The following is a 23,037-nucleotide window of genomic DNA, read 5'->3' on the forward strand; positions in this document are numbered from 1 at the left end:
GGATGCCGTCAGCGGTTCCGGCGTCCACGCCCCTGACGAGCGGAACACAGTGAGTGCGCACGGCGCCCTCCGGCCCACGAGAGTCGAGTCACCGTGACCCAAGACGCCACCATGCCCCCCGCTCCCCTGCCTTCGGGACTGACCCCCTGGCCGGAGGAGACCGCAGCCCGCTACGCGGCGGCCGGCCACTGGGACGGCCGGACCCTCGGCACGCTGCTTCACGACTGGGCGCAGGAGTACGCGGACCGCACCGCCGTCGTCGCCGGGACCGAGCGGCTGAGTTACCGTCAACTCGACGAGCGGGCCGACCGGATGGCCGCCGGTCTGGCCGACCTCGGGATCGGGGCCGGCGACCGGGTCCTGGTCCAGCTGCCCAACGACGCCGCGTTCCCGGTCCTGTTCTTCGCACTGGCCCGCCTCGGCGCCGTACCGGCGCTGACGCTGCCCGCCCACCGGATCACCGAGATCGGCCACCTGGCGCGCCTGTCCGGGGCGGTGGCCTACGTGATCGCCGACGAGTACGGGGCGTTCGACTACCGGACGTTGGCCGCTGCCGTACTGGAACAGGCTCCGGACCTGCGGCACGTGCTGGTCGCGGGTGACCCCGGACCGTACACGGCGCTCGCGAAGGTGGACGCCGAGCCCCGATCCTTCGCCGACCCGGACCCCGCCGACGTCGCCCTCCTGCTGGTGTCGGGCGGGACGACGGGGGTTCCCAAGCTGATCCCCAGGACCCACAACGACTACGGGTTCAACGCCCGGGCCAGCGCTGCGGTGTGCGAACTCGACCAGGACACCGTGTACTTGGCGAGCCTGCCGATCGCGCACAACTTCCCCCTGGCCTGCCCCGGCATGCTCGGCACCCTGTCGGTCGGCGGGAAGGTCGTCCTTGCCCCGTCCCCGGCCCCCGGTGACGCCTTCCCCCTGATCGAGTCCGAGCGGGTCACGCACACCGCGCTGGTGCCGCCGCTGATCCCGCTGTGGATCGACGCGGCCGAGTGGGACCCGGCGGACATCTCCAGCCTGCGGGTCCTCCAGGCCGGCGGGTCGAAGCTCTCCGCAGACCTGGCCCGGACCATCCCGGACACGCTCGGCTGCGCCGTCCAGCAGGTCTTCGGCATGGCCGAGGGCCTCCTGAACTACACCCGTCCCGGGGACGACGCCGATCTCGTCGCCGTGTCCCAGGGCCGCCCGCTCAGCGAGGACGACGAGCTGCGCGTCGTGGACTCCGACGGCCGGGAGGTGCCGCCCGGGGAGGTGGGCGAACTCCTGGTGCGCGGACCGTACACGCTGCGCGGCTACTACCGCGCCCCCGAGGTGAACGCCACGGCCTTCACGCCCGACGGCTTCTACTGCTCCGGGGACCTCGTCCGGCAGCTGCCCTCCGGCCACCTCGTGGTGGAGGGCCGGGTCAAGGACACGATCGACCGCAACGGCGAGAGCGTCTCCGCGGAGGAGGTCGAGGCCCACGTGGCCGCCCACCCGCGGGTGCGCCGCTGCGCCGCCGTCGGGATCCCCGAGCCGGGCGGTGAGGGCGAGCGGATCTGCGCGGTCATCGTGCCGGACGGGGCCTCGGGTCCCACCGTGCAGGAGCTGCGCGGGTTCCTGCTGGAGCGCGGCGTCGCCTCGTTCAAGCTGCCCGACCGGGTGTCCACCGTCACGGACCTCCCCCTCACCGCCATCGGGAAGATCGACAAGCGTGCTCTGCGCACCATGCTGACCACCTCCGACCGGACCTGAGCCCCGGCCGACCCGGCCCCGCCCGATTCGACCCGGCCCGACCAAGAAAGGCACCACCTCATGACCAACCCCTTCGACGACGAGAACGGCACCTTCCTGGTCCTCGTCAACGACGAGGGCCAGCACTCCCTGTGGCCGTCGTTCCAGACGGCTCCGGACGGCTGGCGGAGCGTGCTCGGCCCGGTGGGCCGGGCGGAGGCCGTGGCCTACATCGAGACCGCCTGGACCGACCTGCGTCCCCGGAGCGTGGCCGAGGCCTCGTAACGCCCGCACACCGGGAAGGCCCCCCACCGCGCGAGCGGTGGGGGGCCTTCGTCAAGGGCGTTCCGGTCAGACGACGTCGACGCGGGCCTTGGTGACGGCCGCGGCGAGGTCGTTCAGCACCTTGGTGAAGCGCTGGTAGGTGAACGGGGTCTCGGTCTGCCAGTCGGCGACCTGGCCGGCCTGGACGGCGGGGGCGGCCTTCCAGGTGGGGTAGCCGTCGAGCTGCTGGTGGGTCAGGCCGCCCTCCGGGCGCGCGTCCTCGAGGACCAGGTCGGCCTTGTACCGGCCGGCCTGCTCCCAGCTGAGGGACTCGAAGCCCGCTTCGGCCTTCTCGGGCTTGACGATGTCGAGGCCGAGCTGCTGGAAGTACTTGACGTCGCCGTGGAAGGCGGGGTCGGCGACGAAGAAGTTCTCCTTGGTGCCGGAGACGACGGCGACCGACAGGCCCTTCTTGGCCTCGGCTGCCTTCTTCACGCCTTCGGCGGCGGCCTCGAACTCGGCCTTCGCCTTCTTGATCTCGGCGCTCTCCGGGTCCGCGCCGAGAGCCGCGGCCAGCTCGCCGAAGCGCTTGACGGCGTCCGGGACCGCCACGCCCATCAGCTGGATGACGGCGATCGGGGCGACCTCCTCGACCTTCTTCATGATGTCTTCGGGGATGTACCAGACCATCGGGCCGTACGCGATGGTGACGATGAGCTCGGGCTTGAGGGAGATCAGCTTCTCCATCTGGAACTCGCCGAACGCGGTGCCGACCGAGGTGGTCTTCGCCAGGTCGACGTTGCCGATCTGAGGGCTGGGCTTGCCGTCCTCGGTCTTCTGGGGGCCGAAGATGCCGACGGGCCGGATCCCGAAGTCCCAGAGGGCGGCGGCCGGGTGGGACTGGGCGACGATCCGCTCCGGGCGCTTGGCCAGCTCGATCTTCTTGCCGCGGTCGTCGGTGAAGCTCCAGGGACCGCTCGGGGCGGGCTTGCCCGAGGGGGCCTTGGCCGAGGTCCCGGGCTCCTCGGAGCCGCCGCAGGCGGCCAGCAGCGGCGCGGCGGCGACGAGGCCCGCAAGGGCCAGGAACCGGCGCCGGTCGGGGCGGACTTCGTGGGAGGCGGAGGCCGAGGCGTTGTCGAAGATGGGCATGGGTGTCCTTCCGAGCGGCGGATCGCCGCGGGGGATCGTGCGGGGTGATGGTGCGTGGGGCTCGGGTACGGGGGTGCGGGGTGGTGGGGCCAGGGGTGCGGGGTGGTGGGGTGCCGGTCAGCCGGGGTGCCGGTCAGCCGGACGTGACCGCCGGTTTCGCCCGGCCGGAGACGCCGTGGTGCCTGCCGAACGGGATGATGTGCGGGCCGCCGCCCGCCGGATCGTCGATGACCGTGCAGCTCAGCCCGAAGACCTCGGTGACGAGTTCCTCGTCGATGACGTCGGCCGGAGCGCCTTCGGCGACGATCCTCCCCTGCTTCAGGGCGATGACGTGGTCGGCGTAGCGGCAGGCGTGGTTGAGGTCGTGCAGCACCAGGACGACGGTGCGGCCCTGGTCGCGGTTCAGGTCGACGACCAGGTCGAGGATGTCGATCTGGTGGGCGAGGTCGAGGTGGTTGGTGGGCTCGTCGAGCAGCAGGAGGGGGGTGCCCTGGGCGAGGGCCATGGCGATCCAGGCCCGCTGGCGCTGACCGCCGGAGAGCTCGTCCACGCTGCGGTCCGCCTGCTCGGTCAGGCCGGTGGCCTCCAGGGCCTCGTGGACGGCCTGCTCGTCCTCGGGGGACCACTGCCGCCACCAGGACTGGTGCGGGCTGCGGCCGCGCTTGACGAGGTCGAGGACGGTGATGCCCTCGGGCGCGACCGGGGACTGCGGCAGCATGCCGAGCCGGCGTGCCAGCTCCTTGCCGCGCAGCGAGTGGATGAGCCGGCCGTCGAGGTACACCGAGCCCCGCTCGGGCGTGAGCAGGCGGGAGAGCCCCCGCAGCAGGGTGGACTTGCCGCAGGCGTTGGCACCGATCACCGCGGTGACCTTGCCGGCCGGTATCACCACGTCGAGGCCCTCGACGACGGGCCGGCCGTCGTAGGCGAGGGTCAGCTCCTCCGCCACCAGCCCCTGGGGTCGTTCGTCCACGTCAGCCTCCTGATCCGGTGCGGTTGGACCTGCCGAGCAGCCAGAGCAGGCAGGGGGCGCCGAGTACACCGCACACGACGCCCACGGGAAGTTCGGTGCCCTCCAGCACCTGGCGGCCGGCCACGTCGCCGACGAGAACGACGAGGGAGCCCACCAGCGCCGACGGCACGAGGGCCGGGCCGGGCGCCTTGACCAGACGCAGTGCGATCTGCGGGGCGACCAGCGCGACGAAGGCGATCGGGCCGGCCGCGGCACTCGCGAACGAGACCAGGGCCGCGCCGACCACGAGGAGGGCGATCCGGGCGGTCTGGACCGGCAGTCCGAGGACCTTGGCGGTCTCGTCGCCGAGCTGGAGCCCGGTGAGCCACGGTCCGACCAGGACCACGGCCGGCAGGAGCACGGCCAGGGACACGGCCAGCGGGCCGACATGGCTCCAGTCACGGGCGTTGAGGCTGCCGGTGAGCCACATGAGGGCCTGCTGGGCCTGGTACACGCCGGCCTTGAGCAGGAGGTAGCTCGTCGCGCTGGTGCACAGGGCGGCGATGCCGATGCCGACCAGGACGATGCGGTACCCGGTGGTGCCGCCCTTCCAGGCGAGTGCGTAGATCACGGCGGTGGCCCCCAGCCCGCCGGCCAGGGCGAAGCTCTGGAGGCCGATCCCGGAACCGACGCCGAACAGCAGGCCGGCCGTCGCCACCGTCCCCGCGCCCGCCGAGATGCCGATGACGTCCGGGCTGGCGAGGGGGTTGCGCGTGAGGGTCTGGAAGATGGCGCCGGCGACTCCGAAGGCCGCCCCGCACAGCAGCCCCACGAGCGCCCGCGGCAGGCGCAGGCTGTGGACCACCATGTGGGTGGCCGGGTCGCCGCCGCCGGACAGGGCTGCGACGACCTCGGAGAGCGGGAAGTCGAGTTCGCCGAAGGCGAGTTCCACGACGAACGCGAAGCCGACGGCGACGGTGAGAACCAGGGTGACGGCGAGGCTGCGCGGCCGGACGACCCAGGACGCCCGCGTCCGGGGCACCCGCAGGACGACTCCGCCCGCGGACCGGGTGCCGGCGGGTGCCGGCGCCGCTGCGAGGGTGGTGGGCATGGCTCAGAGCTCCCGCAGTCGGCGGCGGCGGACCGACAGGATGAAGAACGGAGCACCGACCGCCGTGACGACGATGCCGACGTGGAGTTCGTCGGGGCGGGCGATCAGCCGGCCGACCAGGTCGGCGGCGATCAGCAGACAGGGGCCCAGGAGGGCCGAGTAGACGACGATCCACCGGTGGTCGGGGCCGGTGAGGCGGCGTGCGATGTGCGGGATGACGAGGCCGATGAAGGCGATCGGCCCGCAGAGGGCGACCGCACCGCCGGCCAGCAGCGTGACGGCCGCCGCCCCGCGGACGCGGACCCGGCCGACGTTCTGCCCGAGTGCGGTGGCCACCCCGTCGCCCAGGGCGAGTCTGTTCAGGGCCGGCGCGGTGAAGGCCGCCAGCAGGGCGCCGGACGCGATGAAGGGCAGCACCCCTGCGAGCACCTCCGCGGGCTGACCGGTGAGCGAACCGACCGCCCAGAACCGGAAGTCGCCCAGGGCCGCCGCGTCGAAGAGGAGCACGGCGTTGACGAGGGACAGCAGCAGCGCGGACACGGCGGCGCCCGCGAGGGCCAGCTTGGCCGGTGTCGCGCCGCCCCTGCCCGCGGCGCCGAGGGCGTAGACGAGTGCGATGGTCAGGAGTGCTCCGGCGAACGCGAACCACACGTAGCCGTACACGGCCGTGACGCCGAGCAGTCCCGTTCCGACGACGACGCCGAGCGATGCTCCGGCGCTCACGCCGAGGAGTCCCGGATCCGCCAGCGGGTTGCGGGTCAGTCCCTGCATCAGCGCCCCCGACATGCCGAGGGCGGCGCCCACGACGAGCCCGAACTCGGTCCGGGGCACGCGCATCTGATGGATGATCCCCGACTCCTCACTCCCGTCCGGGTGGAACAGGAGGTCGACCAGGCGGTCGGGTGGGATCGACTTGGTGCCGAGTGCCAGGGAGGCCACGCAGAGCAGCGCGAGGACGGTCAGGCACGCGGGAACGACGAGGAGATGGGGAGCAGCCCGACGCGGAGCCGTCCCGGCCGGTGGGACGGGTGCCGCGGTGGGGCTGGCGGTCCCCCCACGTGCGGTGCGCGGTGGGGGAGATTCGGGAAGCACTGGGAAAGGATAGCCATACCTAACTCTTGGCCAGCAAGCGTTATGCGGATGCTGTTGCGCCTCTGTTATCCCCTCGTCCGACCTCGTCGTTTCCGGGGTCGTTCGTGACCGACTGGTAGGAATCGCGCCAGAGTTGACGGTAGATCAGCGCCACGACGGCGAGGGTGGTCAGGCAGAGCGCACCGCCGCCGGCGACGGTCGCGGCCGGCCCCACGGCCGAGGAGGCGAGGCCGGCGATGACACCGCCCAGCGCGGGGGCGGTCATGGCCTGGGCCAGCCACAGGCTGCTGACCCGGCCCTGGAGCGGATCGGGGGTGTGGGTCATCAGCAGCGTGCGGCGCATGATCTCGGAGATCGTGTCCGCGACCCCGCCGAGGGCCAGGAAGACCAGGCCGAGGCCGAGCCAGGGGCTGAGGCCGAAGCCGAGACAGGCCAGTCCCCAGCCGGCCACGGCCGCGCACAGGACGCGCCAGTGACGCCGTGTCCGACCGGTCCAGCCGGACGTGAGCGAGGCGAGCGCCGCACCGATCATCGGCGCCGTGGTGAGCAGGCCCACCAGCTCGGGGCCGCCCCCCAGACGTCGTTCCGCCAGCTCGGGGAAGAGCGCCTGCGGGGTGGCGAAGACGGCGACGCACAGGTCGACGACGAGGACGGCCGAGACGACGCGGTTGCCGCCGACGAACCGGAAGCCCTCCCGCAGGTCCGCGAGGGCGCCCGCCCTCCCGGTCACCGGTGTGCCGTCGTCGGGGGTCCGGCCGTTCTCGTCACCCGTCGCGTCCTCCGGCGGCCCGGGCGGAGCCGCCCCGGTGGGCGGCATGGGGTCCAGCCGCGTCAGCAGGAGCGTGGTGACCGCCGTGCCGGCCGCCGCGAGGGCGAACGTGGTCGCGAGTCCGGGTCCCGCGATCAGCACGCCCCCGAGCATCGGTCCGGCGATCGCGCCGAGGGTGGTGGTGACGGTCACCAGCGCACCCGTCGCCGGTATGTGCTCCTCGCTGACGAGAGCCGGGAGGACGGCCGTGAGGGCGGTCTCCGCGACGCCTTCGGTGAACCCGAAGAGGGCCCCGGTGAGGTAGACCACCCACAGCGCCGGACGGTCGGCGGCCGCGTTCACGGCGAGCACCGCGAAGGTGACGACGGCCCACCCGCTGCCGACGAGGATGAGGCCCTTGCGGTCCCGCCGGTCGGCGAGGACGCCGCCGGCCAGGAAGCCCAGGAGCAGCCCGGAGGCCAGGACGAGGCTGACCATGCCGACCTGCGCGGAGGAACCGGTCTGTTCGTAGACCTGGACGACCACGCCCACGGAGGTGAGCCCGATGGCGAGGAGGGCGAGGACGCGGGCGGCCAGGACGAGGCCCAGCGGGCCGCCGGCCCGGAGCGGGGAGAGATCCAGTGCCAGCTGTTTGATACGCAACTCCGGGCCTCCACCTGCGATTTCTGGGCCGCCGGCGGCGCCCGGCGGAGCGGCCCAACCATAGCAAGATAAGGCTATCCTAAGTTATGGTTCGGCCCATCAGTCATGCCTTGAGGGGACGTGAACCTTCGTGTCGGGTGCGGACATCGGCCAGAACAACGAATCCATCGAGCGGCGCCGGGAGTTGATGCGCCGTCAGCTGGCTGCGCGTGGCATCGCCCGGCAGGAGGCCCGGGACGCGTCCCCGCGGACGTCCGTGGTGCGCGCCACCGGCCCCTCTCCCCTGTCCGCCGCGCAGCGCCGGATGTGGCTGCTCCACCAGCTGGAGCCGCAGGGCACCTCGTACAACATCAGCGTCGCCGTCCGGCTGTCCGGCGACCTCGACGTGCCGCGGTTCGTCACGGCGCTGCGGGCCGTGAGCCGGCGGCATCACGTACTGCGGACGGTCTACCGGGCGGACGACGACGGCAACCCGCTGCAGGTGGTCCTGCCCGACGCCGTCCTCGACGTCGCGGTCACCGACCTGTCGGCCGTCGGCGAGGACCGGCGGGAGGCGGAGGTCGACGCGGTCGCCGCCCGGCTGGCCGCCCTTCCCTTCGACCTCGCCCGGGACACACCCGTCCGGTTCCAGGTCCTGCGGCTCGCCGCCACCGAACACGTGCTGGTCCTCGTCGCCCACCACATCGCCTGGGACGACGGCAGCTGGCAGGTCCTGCTGCGCGACGTCGCCACCTCCTACCAAGGCGGTGCGCTGCCCGAACTCCCCGTCCAGTACGCCGACCTCGCCCTGGCCGAGAGCCGGCGGGCACCGTGGGCGGAGGCCGACCTGGACCACTGGCGCCGGGCCCTGGAGGACACCCCGGCGCCGCTCCCGCTGCCCACCGACTTCCCCCGCAGGGCCGTGCGCGCCGAGGCGGGCGGGCGCGTCGCCCGTACCCTGCCGTCCGCCCTGCGGGACAAGGTGCACGCGCTGTGCCGGTCGGAGGGGGTCAGCCCGTTCATGGCCCTGCTCGCCGTCTTCAACACCCTGCTGCACCGCACCTCGGGGGCGCCGGACGTGCTCGTCGGCTCGCCGGCCGTGCTGCGCTCCGCCGGAGGGGCCGAGGACCTCGTCGGCAACTTCGGCAACACCCTCGTCCTGCGCACCACGGCCGGCCCCGGCACGACGTTCCGCAGCCTGCTCGGATCCGTCCGGGAGACCTGCCTGGGGGCCTACGCCCACCAGACGGTCCCCTTCGACACCCTGGTGCAGGAGCTGCGGCCCGAGCGGACGCTCGGTCACCACGTGTTCTTCGACGTCATGTTCTCCCTGCGCAGCGATGTGTGGGAGGGGTTCGACCTGCCCGGCATACGGCTGACCGAGCGCGCGATGCCCGGCAACGCCGCCGCCTTCGACCTGGCCGTGTCCGCGGTCCTGGACGCGGCGGGCACGCTCACCCTCGACACCACCTACCGCCGTGACCTGTACACGCAGGACACCGTAGAGCGGCTCCTCGGCCGCTTCGAGCGGCTGCTCGACGCGGCCTCCACGGCGCCGGACACCCCGATCGGCGACCTGGAACTGCTCGACGCCGAGGAGCGGGAGCGGGTCCTCACCACGTGGGGCGCCGACAGCCGTGCGGTGCCCTCCCGCACCATCCCCGAGCTGTTCGCCGAGCAGGTCCGCAGGGCGCCGGAGGCCCCCGCGCTGATCTGGGAGGGCGAGGAGGCGGGCGGCACCGAGCAGCGCCTCACCTACGCCGAGCTCGACGAGCGGTCCACCGCCCTGGCGGGCGAACTGGCCGCCCTGGGCGCCGGCCCCGAGCGGGTCGTGGCCGTGGCCCTGCCCCGTACCGGGGAGTTCCTGGTCGCCGCCCTCGCCGTGATGAAGGCGGGTGCGGCCTACCTGCCGGTGGACCCGGAGTACCCGGCGGACCGGATCGCGCTGATGCTGGAGGACGCCCGGCCCGTCCTGCTGGTCACGGACACCGCGTCCTCCGGCCGCCTGCCCGCCGACCCGGCCGTGAGGGTCCTCGTGGACGACGCGTCCCGGCCGGGCCTCGGCCGCACGGCGGAGTTCCGGCCGTCCCTGCCCGCGGAGGCCGTGTACCTGATCTACACCTCGGGCTCGACCGGCCGGCCCAAGGGCGTGGTCGTCACCCACCTGGGCGTTCCCAGCCTCGTCTCCAGCATGGCCGAGCACTTCGGCGTCGGCCCGGGCAGCCGCGTGCTGCAGTTCGCCTCGTTCAGCTTCGACACCTCGGTGTGGGAGTGGACCATGGCCCTGCTCACCGGCGGCTGCCTGGCCATCGTGCCCGCCGAGCAGCGCCTCGGGCCGCCGCTGGCCGACTTCTGCACGCGGCACGGCGTCACCCACCTGACGCTGCCGCCCGGTGTGCTGGCCACCCTTCCCGGCGAGCACGCGCTCCCCGCAGGTGTGACGCTGATCGTCGCGGGCGAGGCGTGTCCGGCCGAGCTGATGCGCCGCTGGTCCGCGACCACGCGCATGTTCAACTCCTACGGCCCCACCGAGACCACGGTCGACGCCACCCTGTGGGCCTGCTCCCCCGGGCACGACGGGACCGTGGTCCCGATCGGCACCCCCGTGCACGACACCGCGGTCCGCCTCCTCGACGACCGGCTCCACCCCGTCCCCCCGGGCTCCCCCGGTGAGCTGTACGTCGCGGGCGACGGCCTGGCCCGCGGCTACCTCGGGCGGCCGGTCCTGACCGCGGAGCGCTTCGTCGCCGACCCGTTCGGCGCCCCGGGGACCCGCATGTACCGCACGGGCGACCTCGCCCGGTGGACCGCGGACGGCGTGCTGGAGTACCTGGGGCGGGTGGACCACCAGGTCAAGATCCGTGGCTTCCGCATCGAGCCCGGGGAGGTCGAGCAGCTCCTGCGCCGCGCCGACGGCATCGACCAGGCCGCGGTCATCGCCCGCGAGGACGTCCCCGGGGACCTCAGGCTCGTCGCCTACGTGGTCCCCGCCGAAGGCGCTCCCGGGCCGGACGTGTCGGGCCTGCGCGAGCGGCTCGCCGCCGTCCTGCCCGCGCACATGGTGCCCTCCGCCATCGTGCCGCTGGAGAAGCTGCCGCTCACCAGCAACAACAAGCTCGACCGCCGGGCGCTGCCGGCGCCGGTCCACGTCAGCGGCGTCCACCGCGAACCGGCCGGTCCGGCCGAGGCCACGCTGTGTTCCCTCTTCTCCGACGTGCTGGAGACCGCCGCCGGGCCGGACGACGACTTCTTCCTGCTGGGCGGACACTCCATGCTCGCCGCCCGGCTCATGACGCGCGTGGAGGCGGAGTTCGGCGTCCGGCCGGCCCTGCGCGCGCTGTTCGACGCCCGTACTCCGGCGGGGCTGGCCCGGCTGCTCGACGAGGCCGTCGCGGCGCGGCCCCCGGCTCCCGGTTCCGGTTCCGGTTCCGGTTCCGGTTCCGGTCCTGCGCTGACCGCGGGTGCGGCCACCGGGCCGCTCCCGCTGTCGTTCTCGCAGCAGCGCCTGTGGCTCCTGCACCAGCTCGAGGAGCCCGGCCCCGCCTACAACATCCCGACCGCGCTGCGGATCGACGGCGCGCTCGACGCGGACGCGCTCGACGCCGCCGTGGCGGACGTCGCGGCGCGGCACGAGACCCTGCGCACCGTCTTCCGCTCGGAGGACGGCAGGCCGTACCAGGTGGTGCTGGACCCGGGGGACGGCCCGCGCCTGGACGTACGCCGCGCGGCCCCGGACACGGTGGGCGACGCCCTCGCCGAGGCCGCCGCGCACGTCTTCGACCTGGACCGGGAGCCCCCGCTCCGCGTCACCCTCTTCGCGTGCGGACCCGAGGAACACGTACTCCTCCTGCTGCTCCACCACATCGCGGGCGACGGGCAGTCCCTGCCTGTCCTGGTCGGCGACCTCGCCGAGGCCTACCGGGCGCGACAGGCCGGGGAGGCCCCCGGCTGGGAGGAACTCCCGCTCCGGTACGCCGACTTCGCCGTCTGGCAGCGCGAGCTGCTCGGCGACGCCTCCGACGCCCACAGCCTCGCGGCCCGCCAGTCCGCGTACTGGCGGCAGGCCCTCGACGGGGCTCCGGACGAACTGCGCCTGCCCACCGACCGGCCGAGGCCGGCCGAGGCCACCAACCGCGGCGGCATGGTCCGGTTCGGTGTCGGAGCCGGCCTCGCGCAGCAGGTCCGCACCCTCGCCGCCGACCGGGGCGTCACCCCGTTCATGGTCTACCAGGCGGCCGTGGCCGCCCTGCTGACCCGGCTCGGCGCGGGCGAGGACATCCCCGTGGGCACGCCCGTGGCCGGACGTTCCCGGGAGGAACTGGACGGCCTGGTCGGGTTCTTCGTCAACACCCTGGTCCTGCGGACCGACACGTCCGGCGACCCCTCGTTCGAGACCCTGCTGCACCGGGTACGTGACACCGCCGTCTCCGCCTTCGAGCACCAGGACCTGCCGTTCGAGCGACTGGTCGAGATCCTCAACCCACCGCGTTCGACTGCACGTCACCCGCTGTTCCAGGTGATGGTGGTGCACCAGTCGGGGACAGCGTCGAAGCTGCCGGTGCCGGGCCTCCGCAGCCGGCCCGAGGTCGTGTCCGCGGGCACCTCCACCTTCGATCTCAGCCTGACCTTCATCGAGGGCTTCGACCCCGACGCGGACCCCGGCGGCGTCGGCGGCTTCGCCGAGTACAGTGCCGACCTGTTCGACCGGGAGACCGTGGAACTGCTGGCCGGACGGCTGGTGCGGCTGCTCGAGGCGGCCGTGGCGCGTCCGGACCTGCCGATGTCCGCGCACGACGTGCTGACCGCGGCGGAGCGCGAGGTGCTGCTCGCCGCGCCGGTGCCGGCACCGGCCGCTCCCCCGCTGCACGAAGCGTTCGCGGAGCAGGTGCGGCGGACGCCGGACGCCGTGGCACTCGTCCTCGGTGGCGGCCCGGGGGCGCCCGAGCGTCTCACCTACGCCGAACTCGACTCCCGCGTCGACCGGATCGCCGCCCTCGCCGCCGCGCACGGCGCCGCCGCCGACCGGCTGGTGGCCCTCGCCCTGCCCCGGCACGACATGGTTCCGGCGCTGCTCGGTGTGCTGCGCTCCGGAGCGGCCTTCCTGCCCCTCGACCCGCAGTACCCCGTCGAGCGGCTCGCGCGGACCCTTCAGGACGCGCGCCCCGTCTGCCTGCTGACCACCGGCGCCCTGGCGGCCGGGATGCCCGCGGATCCGGGCCTGCCCGTCGTCCTGGTGGACCGGGACGCCCCCGTGCCGGAGACCGGCGCCGTCCCGGCCCAGGCCGGCCCCGCCGACATGGCGTACGTCATCTACACCTCCGGCTCCACCGGCCGCCCCAAGGGCGTGGTCGTCACCCACGCCAACCTGGCCAACCTGTACGCGGCCCACACCTCGACCCTGTTCCCGCCGGAGGTCCCCGAGGCCGGCGGCCGGCGGCTGCGGGTGGGACACATCGCCTCGTTCGCCTTCGACGCCTCCCTGGACCCGGTCGTCCTCATGGTCGGCGGGCACGAACTGCACGTCCTGGACGAGGGCACCTATCCGGACGCCGAGGCGGTGGCCCGCTACGTCGACCGGGAGCGGATCGACTACCTCGACCTCACCCCCGCACACCTCCAGCAGCTGATCAAGCACGGCCTGCTCGACGAGGACCGCCACCGGCCGGTCCTGCTGGGCCCCGGGGCGGACGCGATGCCCGACGCCCTGTGGCGGGAGCTCGGCACGCACCCGGCCGTCACCGCGTACAACTTCTACGGCCCGACGGAGTGCACCGTCGACTCGGTGGTCGCCCCCGTCACGGGCGAGGGCGCGCCGCGCATCGGCCGCCCCGTCCTCGGCACGACGGCCTACGTCCTCGACGGCCGGCTGCGGCCCGTCCCCCCGGGCGTGACCGGCGAGCTCTACCTGGCCGGTGCCGGCCTGGCCCGCGGCTACCTGGGCCGGCCGGCCCTGACGGCCGAACGGTTCACCGCCGACCCGTACGGCCCGCCCGGGACCCGTATGTACCGCACGGGCGACCTCGCCCGGTGGACGGGCGACGGCTCCCTGGAATGCCTCGGACGGGCCGACCACCAGGTGAAGATCCGCGGGTTCCGCATCGAGCCCGGGGAGATCGAGGCGGTGCTCGGCCGCCACGAGGGCGTCGCCGAGGTCGCCGTGATCGCCCGCGACGACCTGCCCGGTTCCCGGCGCCTGGTCGCGTACGTGGTGCCGTCCGCCGGCCACGGGCCCGACCCGGACGGCTGGCGCGCGCACGCCGCGACCCTGCTGCCCGACCACATGGTGCCGTCGCTGTGGGTCGCCATGGACGCCCTTCCGCAGTCCTCCAACCGCAAGCTGGACCGGGCCGCGCTGCCGCTGCCGGTCCTTCCCGAGCGGGGCGGGGGGCGGGCCCCGGCCACGGAGGCGGAGCGGCTGTTCTGCGACCTCTTCTCGGCCCTCCTGGGGCACGGGGGCACGGACGCCGACGCCAACTTCTTCGAGCTCGGCGGGGACAGCATCGTCTCCCTCCAGCTGGTCGCCCGGGCGCGGGCGGCCGGCTGGTCGATCGGCCCCCGCGAGGTGTTCCGGTACCAGACCCCGGCCACCCTGGCCGCGGTCGCCGAGCCGCTGGACACGGGCGCGGGCCGGCCGGCCGACGACGGCACCGGGCGCGTGCCGGAGACCCCGATCACCGCATGGCTGCGGGAACTCGCCGCGTCCGGTGGCTCCGGGACCACCATCGACGGCTACAGCCAGGGCATGACCCTGGCCACCCCGGCCGGGCTGTCCCGCGACGCGCTGACCGCGGTCCTCCAGGCCGTCCTCGACACCCACCCCGCGCTGCGGGCCCGGCTGGTGACCGCGGAGGACGGCGGCTGGGAGCTGGACGCGCCGGCCCGCGGCACGGTACGGGCCCAGGACGTCCTGCGGATCGCCGAGGGCAGCCTGGCCGACGAGGCCGCCGCCGCCCGCGACCGGCTCCACCCCGGCTCCGGGGTCATGCTCCAGGCCGTCTGGGAGCCGGGCCCGGCCGGCGCCCGGGGGCGGCTGGTGCTCGTGGTGCACCACCTGGTCGTCGACGGTGTGTCCTGGCGCATCCTGTGCGACGACCTGGACGCCGCCTGGCGCGGTGCGGAACCCCAGCCGGAGGGCACCTCGCTGCGCGCCTGGAGCCTGCTGCTGCGCGACTACGCGCGGAGCGCGCCGGCGGTGGCGCAGCTGGACGTCTGGCGGTCGGCGCTGGACGGCGGCGGCCGGGGGCCGGAACTCGCGGACGCCCTGGATCCCGCCCGGGACACGGCGGGCTCCGTCGCACGCCACACCGTGACGGTGGACGCGCGGGAGACCGGGGCACTGCTCACCAGCGTTCCCGCCGCCTTCCACGCGAACACCGAGGACGTGCTCCTGACCGCCCTGGCCCTGGCGGTCGCCGAGCAAAGGAGCAGTGGCACGCGGTCCGCGGCCGCGGGCGACCGGGCGCTGAGCGTCCAGCTCGAAGGCCACGGGCGGGAGGACGCCGTCGGCACGCGGACGGATCTCTCGCGGACGGTGGGCTGGTTCACCTCCGTCCATCCGGTACGGATCGACCCCGGCGCCGTCGACCTGGCCGAGGCGCGGGCCGGCGGCCCGGCGGCGGGCCAGGCCCTGAAGAGCGTCAAGGAGCAGCTGCGGTCGGCCTCCGACGGCGGGCTCGGGTTCGGGGCGCTGCGCCACCTCAACCCGGAGACGGCGGGCGTGCTGGCGGACCTGCCCGTACCCGAAGTCGCCTTCAACTACCTGGGCCGGTTCGGTGCGGGCGGTGACGGGGAGGCGTGGCAGCCGGTGCCCGGTGACGACGCCCTCTTCCACGGCGTCGACCCCGCGCTGCCGCTGGCCCACGCCCTGGAGATCGACGTCCATGTGGCTCCCGGTCCGGACGGGGCCCGCCTGACGGCCACCTGGTCGTACGCGCCGGGGGCCCTGCCCGGCGCACGGGTGCGCGAGCTCGCGGAAGCCTGGCTCGCGTACCTGGGGGCGCTGGCGCGCCACACCACGGCCGCCGACGCGGGGGGCTGGACGCCTTCCGACCTTTCCCTGATCTCCCTGACCCAGGACGAGATCGACGACTTCGAGGCCGACTGGAGGCTTTCGTGAACGCCCGTCCCAAGCTGGAGGACATCCTCCCGCTGACCCCTCTCCAGGAGGGCCTGCTGTTCCGGGCCGAGCTCGACGGCACCGGCCTCGACGTGTACGCGGGGCACCTGCGGCTCGGCCTGCGCGGCCCGGTGGACGGCCCGCGGCTGCGGGAGGCCGCGCAGCGCCTGCTGGACCGGCGGCCCGGGCTGCGCGCCGCGTTCCGCCGGAACCGGCAGGGCAAGGCGGCGGCCCTCATACCGTCGGGGGTGGACGTGCCCTGGGCCTTCGACGACCTGTCGGGGCTCGCCGACGCGGACCGGGCACGGGAGGAGGAGCGGCTGACGCTCCTCGACACGGAGCGCGGGTTCGACCTCGGCCGGCCTCCGCTGATCCGGTTCCGGCTGCTGAAGCTCGCCGAGGACGTGCACCGACTGGTGGTGACCAACCACCACGTGGTCCTGGACGGATGGTCCCAACCGCTGCTGGTGCAGGAGCTGTTCGCGCTCTACGCGGGGCTCCGCGCGGGGGCCGGGGGTCCGGCACTGCCCGTTCCGGTGCCGCCGAGGGTGTACCTCGACTGGCTGGCCTCCCGGGACCGGCGGGCCGCCGTCGCGGCGTGGACCGCCTCGCTGGAGGGCGTCGACAGCCCGACGCTGGTCGCCCCGGGTGCCGGTGACTCGGTCACCGCGCGGCCGCGCAAGGTGGTCGTCGAGCTTCCCGAGGAGCTCTCGGCCTCGGTGGCGGCGACCGCCCGGTCCCGCGGCCTGACCCTGGGCACCGTCGTCCAGGGCGCGTGGGCCCTGGCGCTGGCCCGCACGCTGGGCCGCACCGACGTGGTCTTCGGCGGCATCGTGTCCGGCCGTCCGGCCGACCTGCCGGGTGTGGAGTCGATGATCGGCGTGTTCGTCAACACCGTGCCGGTACGGGCCGTGCTGCCGCCGGCGGAACCGTTCGCGTCGGCGCTGGCCCGGCTGCAGGCCGAGCAGTCCGACCTGGTGCCGCACCAGCACCTGGGCCTGGCCGAGATCCAGCGGGCGGCCGGTGGCCGGGACCTCTTCGACACCCTCGCCGTGGTGGAGAACTACCCCTTCGACCCGGACTCCATGGCCGAACTCGCCCCCGGCCTGCGGATGGAGGACGCGGGCGGCGACGAGGGGGTGCACTATCCGCTCGCCCTGACGGCGCTGCCCGGCAGACGGCTGCGCCTGGAACTCGGCTACCGTCCGGACGCGCTGGACGAGGAGTGGGTGCGGCAGGTCGCGGACCGGCTGGAGCGGGCCTTCGGGGCCTTCACCACCGCCACGGACCTGCCCCTCGGGCGGATCGACCTGCTCGGAGCCGGGGAGGCGGCCGCGCTGACCGCCCCGCCCGCCCGGCACGCCGTCCCGGACACCACACTGGCGGCGCTCCTGGCCGGGCAGGCCGCCCGTACGCCCCGGGCGACCGCCGTCGTGTTCGAGGACGTCGAGCTGACCTACGCCGAACTCGACGCGCGTGCCGGGGAGCTGGCGTCCCGGCTCGTCCGGCTCGGCGCCGGACCGGGCAGGGTGGTGGCCGTGGCCCTGCCGCGGTCCGCCGAGCTGGTGGTGGCCCTGAACGCCGTCCTGCGCGCCGGGGCCGCGTACCTGCCGCTGGACCCCGGCTATCCGGCCGACCGGATCGCGTTCATGCTCGCCGACGCCGACCCGGTCGCGCTGGTGACCGACACCGCGACCGGCGCGCTCCTGCCGCGGGACGCGTCGGTCCCCGTCGTACCGGCCGACGGCCCGGGGTCGTCCGCGGACGGTGGTGCCGCGGCGGCGGACGTCCGTCCGGCCCTGCCGGGCGACCCGGCGTACGTGATCTACACGTCCGGCTCCACCGGCCGTCCCAAGGGGGTGGTCGTACCGCATTCCGCGATCGTCAACCGGCTGCTGTGGACCCAGGCCGAGTACGGGCTGACCGTCGACGACCGCGTGCTCCAGAAGACGCCCTCCAGCTTCGACGTCTCGGTGTGGGAGTTCTTCTGGCCGCTGATCACGGGCGCCACGCTGGTGGTGGCCCGCCCGCAGGGCCACCTCGATCCGCAGTACCTCGCCCGGCTGATCCGCGAACGGGGCGTCACCACGGCCCACTTCGTGCCGTCGATGCTGCGGGCCTTCCTCGGCGAGCCCGAGGCCGCCGGCTGCACCGGACTCACCCGCGTGCTGTGCAGCGGTGAGGCGCTCGCCCCCGACCTGGTGGGCGCCTTCCACCGGCTCTACGGCGGCGCCGTGGAGCTCCACAACCTGTACGGGCCGACCGAGGCGGCCGTCGACGTCACCCACCGGGCCTGCCCGCCCGAGGACGCCGGTCGCGACACCGTGCCCATCGGCCGCCCGGTGTGGAACACCGGTGTGTACGTGCTGGACGCGGGCCTGCGCCCGGTCCCCGCCGGGGTGCCCGGCGAGCTGTACCTCGCCGGTCCGCAGCTCGCCCACGGCTATCTGGGGCGGCCCGCGCTGACCGCGGAGCGTTTCACGGCCGACCCGTTCGGCCCGCCCGGCAGCCGCATGTACCGCACCGGCGACCTGGCGCGGCTGACCGCCGGCGGTGTCGTCGAGTACCTGGGACGCACCGACGACCAGGTCAAGATCCGCGGTTTCCGCATCGAGCCCGGGGAGGTCGAGGCCGCGCTCGCCGCACAGCCCGGCGTCCGGGAGGCCGCGGTGGTGGCCCGCCGCGACCTGGCGGCGGGTGGTGACCCCGTCCTCGTCGGCTACGTCGCCGGCACCGCGCCCGACGTCGTCCTGCTGCGCCGGGCGCTGGCGTCCACGCTGCCCGAGCACTGCGTCCCGGCCGCGATCGTGGTTCTGGACGCCCTGCCGCTCACGCCGAGCGGCAAGCTCGACCGGCGGGCCCTGCCGGCGCCGGACCTCGGCGCCGGGGCGGGCGCCGGCCGGCGTCCCCGGACCCCCGCCGAGGAGATCCTGTGCGACCTGTTCGCCGAGGTCCTCGGTCTTCCCGAGGTCGGTATCGACGACGACTTCTTCGACCTGGGCGGGCATTCGCTGCTCGCCACCCGCCTGGCCAGCAGGGTGCGTTCCACCCTCGGCGCGGACCTCGCGCTGCGGACGCTCTTCGACGCCCCCACCGTCGCCGCGCTGTCCCGGCGGCTCACGGCCGGCGCCGAACGGCCGGCGCTCCGTGCGGAGGTGCGGCCCGATCCGCTGCCGCTGTCCTTCGCACAGGCGCGGATGTGGTTCCAGTACGGCCTGGAGGGCCCGCACCCCGCCTACAACATGGCGTTCGCCGCCCGGCTCACGGGTGACCTCGACCCGGAGGCCATGCGCGAGGCGCTGGGGGACCTGACCGACCGGCACGAGACCCTCCGTACGCTGCTCACCGACGACGCCGGTGCTCCCCGGCAGGTGATCCTGCCCGTGGGGTCGGCGCGGCCCGCGCTGCCCGTGACCCGGGCGGACGAGGGGGAGCTGGCCGGCCTGCTGGCCGCGGCCGCGGCACGCCCGTTCCGCATCGACGAGGAGCCGCCGTTCACCGCCGAGCTGTTCGCCGTGGGCGGCGGGCAGCACGTGCTGCTGCTGGTGCTGCACCACGTCGCCGCCGACGGCTGGTCGGCGCTGCCCCTGCTGCAGGACCTCTCGGACGCCTACCTCGCCCGCACCCGGGACGAGTTGCCGGCGTTCGCGCCGCTTCCCGTCGGCTACGCGGACCACGCCGTCTGGCAGCGCCGGCTGCTCGGCGACGAGTCCGACCCGGAGTCCCTGCTGAGCAGCCAGGCCGGCTTCTGGCGCAAGGCCCTCGAGGGGCTGCCGGAGGAGCTTCCGCTGCCCACCGACAGGCCCCGGGCCGCTTCCCCGAGCCTGCGCGGGGCCACCGTCGAGGCGGCGGTCCCCGCCGACGTGCACGTGCGGCTCCGGGCGCTGGCCCGCCGGTGCGACGCGAGCGTCTTCATGGTCCTGCACGCCGCGCTGGGCGTGTTGCTGACCCGGCTCGGCGCCGGCACCGACATCCCGGTGGGCTCGCCCGTCGCGGGGCGCGGGGACGACGCCGTGGACGACGTCGTCGGGTTCTTCGCCAACACCCTGGTACTGCGCACCGACACCTCCGGCGACCCCACCTTCCGTGAGCTCGTCGCGCGGGTCCGCGAGACCGACCTGGCCGCGTACGCCCACCAGGACATCCCGTTCGAGCGACTGGTGGAGCTGCTCAACCCGGCCCGCTCCATGGCGCGTCACCCGCTGTTCCAGGTGATGCTCAGCCACCAGGCCCGTCCGGCGACGGACCTGTCCTTCGGGGGCCTGACCGTGGTCCAGGAGCCGGTGGAGATGGGAACCTCCAAGTTCGACCTGGCCTTCGAGATCGTCGAGGAGCAGGGCCGGGACGGCATGACCCTGGGCGTGGAGTACAGCACGGACCTCTTCGACCGGGCCACGGCCGCGAACATGGCCACCCGGTTCCTGCGCGTCCTCGAAGCGGTCACCCGGGCTCCGGAACGGGCGATCAGCAGCCTGGACCTGCTGTCGGCCGAGGAGCGCCAGCAGGTGCTCGTCGACTGGAAGGGCGACCGGGTGGACGCCCCGCTGTCCACGCTGACGGAGCTCTTCGAGAGCCAGGTCCGGGCCACGCCGGACGCCCCGGCCCTCGTGTGCGGGGACGTGTCGTACACGTTCGCCGAGCTGGACCGGCGCACCGCCCGCCTGGCCTCGCTGCTGCGGGCCGAGGGGGTGGGGCCGGAGCGGATGGTGGCCCTGCTGCTCCCCCGCGCGGCCGACACCGTGGTCGCCCTGCTGGCCGTGATGCGGGCGGGCGGCGCGTACGTGCCGATCGATCCGGCGTACCCGGCCGGACGCATCGCGCACATCCTGAGCGACGCCCGGCCGACCCTGCTGGTCACCACCGGCTCGCTGGCCGCGCTCGCCCCGGACGCCACCGCGGTCGGGACCGTCGTCCTGGACTCGCCCGAGGTGCAGGCGCGGCTGGCCGAGTCGGCCGGCACCCCGGCGCCGTCGGAACTGCCCCACCCGCTGGCGGGGCATCCGGCGTACGTGATCTACACCTCGGGGTCGACGGGCCTGCCCAAGGGCGTCGTCGTGGAGCACCGCAGCATCGCGAACCTGTTCTACAGCCACCGTGAGCTGCTGTACCGCCCCACGGTCGAGGCCGCCGGCGGCCGTGGCCTGCGCGTGGCGCACGGCTGGTCGTTCGCCTTCGACGCGTCCTGGCAGCCCCAGCTGTGGATGCTGGACGGGCACGCCCTGCACGTCGTCACCGAGGACACGCTGCGGGACCCGGACCTCCTCGTCGGGTTCATCCGCGACCACCGGATCGACTTCATCGAGGTCACCCCGTCCCACGCCATGCAGCTGGCCGGCGCGGGACTGATCGAGGACGGCCGGAGCTCCCTGCTCGCGCTCGGTGTGGGCGGGGAGGCGGTGCCCTCGCCGTTGTGGCGGGACATGCGGGGGCTGGCGAACACCGCCGGGTTCAACCTCTACGGGCCCACCGAGTGCACGGTCGACTCGCTGGCGGCGCGCGTCTCGGACGGCGAGCGCCCGCTGGTGGGCCGGCCGACCGCGAACACGGCCGCGTACGTGCTCGACGGACGCCTCCAGCCGGTGCCGGCCGGAGTGATCGGCGAGCTGTACCTGTCCGGGGCGGGCCTGGCGCGCGGGTACCTCGACCGGCGGTCGCTGACCGCGGAGAGGTTCGTGGCGGACCCCTTCGGCGCTCCGGGCACCCGCATGTACCGCACGGGCGACCTGGTGCGCTGGATGCCCGACGGGAAGATCGACTACCTCGGCCGCACCGACGACCAGGTGAAGATCCGGGGGTTCCGCATCGAGCTGGGCGAGATCACCGCGGCGCTGGCCTCCGATCCGTCGGTGTTGCAGGCCGCGGTCGACGTCCGCGAGGACCAGGTGCGGGGCAAGTACGTGGTCGGCTACGTCGTGCCGGCGGCGGGCTCGGCCTTCGACCCGGTCGCGCTGCGCGAGCAGCTCACCCGCGTGCTCCCCGACTACATGGTGCCGTCGGTCTTCGTCGAGCTGACCGCCCTCCCGCTGACCGACCACGGCAAGCTCGACCGGCGGGCCCTGCCCGCGCCGCCCGCCGCGCAGGCCCACACCGGACGCGGTCCCCGCGACGTCGTGGAAGCGCTGGTCTGCGAGGTCTTCGCGGAGCTCCTGGACCGCCCCGGAGCCGGCCCGGAGGACGACTTCTTCGCCCTGGGCGGGCATTCGATGCTCCTGATGCGGCTGCGGGACCGGCTCCGGCAGGCGACCGGGCGCCGGCTGGCCGTGGCCGACCTGTTCCGCAACGCGACGCCGGCGGCGCTGGCCGGCCTGCTGCGCGACGCCGCCGGGGCCGGGTCGGGGCTGGAGGTGCTGTTCACGCTGCGCCCCGGGCCGGACACCGGCGCGGAGGCCCCCGCACCGTTGTGGTGTCCTGCTCCCGCGACCGGGCTCGGGTGGCGCTACGCCGCCCTCCTCGGCCAGGTACCGGAGGACGTCGCCGTGCACGCGCTCCAGGCGCCGAACCTGGCGGGCGGCCCGGCACCGGAGTCCCTGGACCAGCTGGTCGAGACGTACCTGGCCGAACTCGTCCGAGTGCAGCCGAGCGGTCCCTACCGCCTGCTCGGCTGGTCGCTGGGCGGCGTCGTCGCGCACGCGCTGGCGTGCCGGCTCCAGGCGCGCGGTGAGGAGGTCTCCCTGCTGGCGTTGCTCGACGCGTATCCGGGCGGGGGGGAGGGTGGAGCACCGGAGGCGGACGCGGACGAGGATGCCGCCGCGGCCGTCACGTCCGCCGTCGACGGGCTCGGCCTCCCGGAGGGCACGATCGCCGCGATGCGGGCCAACTACCGTGCCGCGGACGGGCTGCTGGTCGGCTTCTCGCCGGGGGTCTACCGGGGGACGCTGCTGCACTTCCGTGCCGAGGACGCCCCGCGGGAGGCCTCGGAGTGGGCCGCCTTCACGGAGGGCGGGGTGGAGGTCCACACGGTCGCCGGGGACCACGACGGCGTCCTCGACCCGGGCGCGGTGCGCGTGATCTCGCAGGTGCTGGCGCGGCACTTCCGGCCGGGCGAGTAGCCGGCCGGGGGCCGCCCCCTCGGGCGGCCCCCGGGGGGAGGTTTCGGCCCCGCCGGCGTCCGAGGCGCGGGGTACGGGCGGGGCCCCGCGTGCCCGGGCGGGGCTGCCCGGACCGCGGCCGCCCCGCTCGTGCGCGCGCGTGCGCCGGCCGGCGGCGCGGTGTGCGCGCCGCCGGCCGGTCGTCGCTGTCGTGTCCGC

General features: G+C 74.7%; 9 protein-coding genes. 4 read left to right on the top strand and 5 right to left on the bottom strand.

From position 1 onward, the window contains the following. Window positions 1-93: 93 nt before the first annotated feature. Complete coding sequence (locus ACFY61_RS21965) at window positions 94-1,740, top strand: (2,3-dihydroxybenzoyl)adenylate synthase (protein WP_389474275.1); 1,647 nt, start codon at window positions 94-96, stop codon at window positions 1,738-1,740. 60 nt (window positions 1,741-1,800) lie between these two features. Beyond that, window positions 1,801-2,004 carry an MbtH family protein gene (locus ACFY61_RS21970; RefSeq protein ID WP_389474276.1) on the top strand — a complete coding sequence of 68 codons (204 nt, stop codon included), beginning with the start codon at window positions 1,801-1,803 and terminating at the stop codon, window positions 2,002-2,004. Between the two features lie 66 nt (window positions 2,005-2,070). Here the strand turns inward: ACFY61_RS21970 and ACFY61_RS21975 are convergent, their stop codons facing one another. The 5 genes from ACFY61_RS21975 to ACFY61_RS21995 form a co-directional block, all read right to left on the bottom strand. Continuing rightward, on the bottom strand, window positions 2,071-3,132 hold the full coding sequence (locus ACFY61_RS21975; protein ID WP_389474278.1) for an ABC transporter substrate-binding protein: 1,062 nt from the start codon (window positions 3,130-3,132) through the stop codon (window positions 2,071-2,073). A 133-nt stretch (window positions 3,133-3,265) separates the two neighbouring features. After that, complete coding sequence (locus ACFY61_RS21980) at window positions 3,266-4,102, bottom strand: ABC transporter ATP-binding protein (protein WP_389474279.1); 837 nt, start codon at window positions 4,100-4,102, stop codon at window positions 3,266-3,268. 1 nt (window position 4,103) lies between these two features. Then, complete coding sequence (locus ACFY61_RS21985; protein ID WP_389474280.1) at window positions 4,104-5,192, bottom strand: FecCD family ABC transporter permease; 1,089 nt, start codon at window positions 5,190-5,192, stop codon at window positions 4,104-4,106. A gap of 3 nt (window positions 5,193-5,195) precedes the next feature. Further along, window positions 5,196-6,155 carry a FecCD family ABC transporter permease gene (locus ACFY61_RS21990; RefSeq protein ID WP_389474367.1) on the bottom strand — a complete coding sequence of 320 codons (960 nt, stop codon included), beginning with the start codon at window positions 6,153-6,155 and terminating at the stop codon, window positions 5,196-5,198. 169 nt (window positions 6,156-6,324) lie between these two features. Then, window positions 6,325-7,695 (bottom strand): MFS transporter, encoded by a 1,371-nt coding sequence (locus ACFY61_RS21995; RefSeq protein WP_389474281.1) that lies wholly within the window; start codon window positions 7,693-7,695, stop codon window positions 6,325-6,327. 130 nt (window positions 7,696-7,825) lie between these two features. On the opposite strand from ACFY61_RS21995, the gene ACFY61_RS22000 reads away from it, so the two are divergent. Continuing rightward, window positions 7,826-15,790: an amino acid adenylation domain-containing protein gene (locus ACFY61_RS22000; protein ID WP_389474283.1), complete on the top strand. Its 7,965-nt coding sequence runs from the start codon at window positions 7,826-7,828 to the stop codon at window positions 15,788-15,790. Next, the gene (locus tag ACFY61_RS22005) at window positions 15,787-22,839 is read left to right on the top strand and encodes an amino acid adenylation domain-containing protein (protein ID WP_389474285.1); all 7,053 of its coding nucleotides are present in this window, start codon (window positions 15,787-15,789) and stop codon (window positions 22,837-22,839) included. Before ACFY61_RS22000 ends, ACFY61_RS22005 begins: the two co-directional genes overlap by 4 nt. Window positions 22,840-23,037 lie beyond the last annotated feature (198 nt).

Origin of the sequence: Streptomyces sp. NPDC012888 (assembly GCF_042900645.1) — a bacterium.
GTDB lineage: Bacteria > Actinomycetota > Actinomycetes > Streptomycetales > Streptomycetaceae > Streptomyces.